Below are 2,724 nucleotides of genomic sequence, written 5' to 3'. Positions count from 1 at the left end.
ACGGGCGCATGACGGGGTGGGGCCAGGATGGGCCGTTGGCGCAGGCCGCCGGACACGACATGAACTACGTGGCCCTCACTGGCTTGATGTCGCTCACCGAGCGGCCGGGCCACCCGCCTATGGTGCCACCCACCGTGCTCGGGGATGCCGCGGGCGCGCTGGGGTTTTCGCTGGGCATGGTGTCGGCGTTGCTGGCCGCCCGAACCACCGGGCGGGGCTGCGTGGTGGACGGCGCCATCGTCGATGTGTTGGCCATGTTGTCGCCGCTCGTGCAACTGATCCGCCAGGGCGGTGGCTTGGAGAGCAGCGCGCCGAGCATTTTCCACGACTCGCCGTTTTACGACCGCTACCTGTGCAGCGATGGCCGCTACATCACCATCGGTGCGATCGAACCCCCGTTTTACGCCTTGCTGCTCAAGCAGCTGGACTTGCCCGATGTGGTGCACGCGCGGCAGATGGTCAAGGCCGACTGGCCTTTGCTCAAGGCGCGGATCACCGAGCGCTTTGCCTCCCAACCCAGTGGCCATTGGACCGCATTGATGGAGGGCACCGACAGCTGCTTCGCGCCGGTGCTGACCCTGGGCGAGGCGGCGGTGCACCCCCACAACGTGGCCCGGGGTCTGTACCGCGTGACAGATCAGGGCGACATCGAAACGGCACGGGGTCTGCGGTTCCTGCCGCTGGGCGGTGCGGCGAAAAATGCGTGATGTTTGAGGGATTTCCCTAGATCAAAATTTCAAAAATTACTCTAAAGTAAAAACTCTGTACAAACAGTAAATTAAAGTCGGCAAAGGTCGCCAAAAACGTTCCCAACAAGGAGAAGCACCGTGGAAGATATCTATGTGATCGGGGTCGGTATGACACCCTTCGGGCGCCATCTGGACAAAGACATGAAGACCCTCACGCGAGAGGCTACGACGGCTGCGCTGATGGACGCTGGGCTGCAAAAAGAAGACCTCGGCGCTGCCTTTTTTGGCAACACCTCGCAAGGCCACATGGACGGTCAGCACATGATTCGCGGCCAGATCGCGCTGCGCGCCATGGGCATCGGGCGCATTCCGGTGGTCAACGTCGAAAACGCTTGCGCGAGCGGTTCGTCGGCTTTTGTACTGGCCTGCAACCACCTCAAATCGGGGGCGGGCGATGTGGCTTTGGCGGTGGGTGCCGAGAAGATGTTCACCACCGACAAGCTCAAAATGTTTTCGGTGTTTGACAGCGCCTGGGACCTTTCGCGGGCGGATGAAATCCGCGCCGAGTTGATGAAGATGGGTCGGGATGTGGAAGTGCCCGAGGGTTCCACTTCGCCGCGCCCCTACAGCGTGTTCATGGATGTGTACGCGGCGTTCGCCCGGTCGCACATGCGCACCTTCGGCACCACCCAGCGCCAGTTGGCCGCAGTGGCCGCCAAGAACCACGCGCACTCGGTGCACAACCCGCTGTCGCAGTACCAGATCGCTTACAGCATCGAAGAGGTGTTGGCAGCGCCCCCGATCACTTACCCCTTGACCCTGCCCATGTGCTCGCCGGTGTCCGATGGTGCAGCCGCAGCGATTTTGTGCACCGCTTCGGCGCTCAAGCGCCTCAACATCGATGCCAAGCGGGCCATCAAGGTGCTGGCGGCGGTGGTGCAAAGCGGCTCCGACCGAACCGAAGACGACTACACCAACCACTGCACGGCCCTGGCTTCCCGCAAGGCCTACGAGCTGGCGGGCGTGGGGCCGGCCGATGTGTCCGTGGCCGAGGTGCACGACGCCACGGCCATGGGTGAAATTATCCAGACGGAAAACCTCGGTTTCTGCGAATTCGGCATGGGCGGTGTGATCGCCGAGCGCGGTGAAACGCAAATCGGTGGCCGCATTCCGGTCAACCCTTCGGGTGGTCTGGAATCCAAGGGGCACCCCGTCGGTGCCACTGGCTTGGCGCAGGTGTACGAGCTGGTCACCCAATTGCGCGGTGAGGCGGGTGCCCGCCAGGTGGACGGTGCCCGCATCGCGCTGGCCGAAAACGGCGGTGGGCTGGAAGGCATTGAAGAAGCCGTCGCCTGCATCACCATTTTGGCGCGCTGAGCGCCGCACCGAACCAGAGAGAAGAACATGGACATCAAGAACACGGTCGCCCTCGTCACAGGCGCAGCTTCGGGTTTGGGCCTGGCCACTTGCAAAGCCTTGGTCGAGGCCGGGGCACGCGTCATGGCGGTGGACCTGGACGAAGAGCGGCTGGCCAGCGAGGTGCTGCCTTTGGGCGCGAATGTGCGCATCCAGAAGGTCGATGTGTCGGACGACGCCAGCGTGAAATCGGCGGTGGACGCTGCCGTGGCCGCCTTCGGTGCGCTGCACGTGGCGGTGAATTGCGCAGGCATTTTGGGCCCTTGCAAAACGCTCTCCAAGGGTCAGCTGTTTCCTCTGGATCTGTGGAACCGCGTGCTCGCCATCAACCTGACCGGCACCTTCAATGTGGTGCGCCACGCATCGCTGGCGATGTCGAACAACGAACCCAATGCCGATGGTGAGCGGGGCGTGATCGTCAACACATCGTCGGGCGCGGCGTGGCAGGGCCAGATGGGGCAGGCCGCCTACAGCGCGAGCAAAGCCGCGGTGATCGGCATGACGCTGCCCATCGCCCGCGATCTGGCGCAAGTGGGTGTGCGCGTCGTGGCGGTGGCGCCGGGCTTGTTCGAAACTGGCATGTCGGCCGGGATGCCCACCAAGGTGTCTCAGCACCTGG

Annotated in this window: 3 protein-coding genes; all 3 read left to right on the top strand. The window is 63.6% G+C overall.

Annotated features, from left to right (window positions below; translation table 11 throughout):
• On the top strand, positions 1-707 hold a 707-nt coding region (locus B9Z50_RS17290), incomplete at its 5' end, for a CoA transferase (RefSeq protein WP_146183249.1).
• A 120-nt stretch (positions 708-827) separates the two neighbouring features.
• Positions 828-2,066: a thiolase family protein gene (locus tag B9Z50_RS17285; RefSeq protein ID WP_108365991.1), complete on the top strand. Its 1,239-nt coding sequence runs from the start codon at positions 828-830 to the stop codon at positions 2,064-2,066.
• Between the two features lie 27 nt (positions 2,067-2,093).
• Positions 2,094-2,724: SDR family NAD(P)-dependent oxidoreductase (locus B9Z50_RS17280; RefSeq protein WP_108365990.1), on the top strand; the 631-nt coding region annotated here is incomplete at its 3' end.

It is taken from the genome of Limnohabitans sp. Bal53, from assembly GCF_003063355.1.
In the GTDB taxonomy this organism is placed as follows: domain Bacteria; phylum Pseudomonadota; class Gammaproteobacteria; order Burkholderiales; family Burkholderiaceae_C; genus Limnohabitans_A.
The sequence above is the reverse complement of the archived record's forward strand: the minus strand, read 5'-3'. Positions and strand labels throughout refer to the sequence as shown.